The 479-nt window shown below is 67.6% G+C and carries 1 pseudogene; it reads right to left on the bottom strand.

Annotation, left to right across the window (positions count from 1 at the left end):
• Positions 1-479, bottom strand: a pseudogene (locus J5M67_RS28185) (nitrite/sulfite reductase); the annotation flags it as partial.

Here is a 479-nt window from a genome sequence, read left to right as displayed (position 1 = left end):
ATGTAGCGCTGGCCCTCGGCCTTCACGAGGATCTTGATGCGCGCCTTGTACCTGTTGTCGCGGCGGCCGTAGCGGTTGTACACGCGCACGATCGCCTCGATGTAGTTCATCACGTGCCGCCACGGCACGAATGCGCGCACGAGCGTGGCCGTCATCGGCGTGCGCCCCATGCCGCCGCCGACGCCCACGCGAAAGCCGAGTTCGCCCGCCGCGTCGCGCACGAGCCTTAAGCCGACATCGTGCCAGTCGGTCGCCGCGCGATCGTCGGCCGCGCCCGTGATCGCGATCTTGAACTTGCGCGGCAGGAACGCGAATTCGGGATGCAGCGTCGTCCATTGGCGCATCACTTCGGCGAACGGCCGCGGATCGGCGATTTCGTCGGGCGCGACGCCCGCGCGCTCGTCGCACGAGATGTTGCGGATGCAGTTGCCGCTCGTCTGGATGCCGTGCATGTCGACGGTCGCGAGCAGGTCCATCAC

Origin of the sequence: Pseudomonas sp. 30_B, assembly GCF_017491605.1 — a bacterium.
GTDB lineage: Bacteria > Pseudomonadota > Gammaproteobacteria > Pseudomonadales > Pseudomonadaceae > Pseudomonas.
The sequence above is the reverse complement of the archived record's forward strand: the minus strand, read 5'-3'. Positions and strand labels throughout refer to the sequence as shown.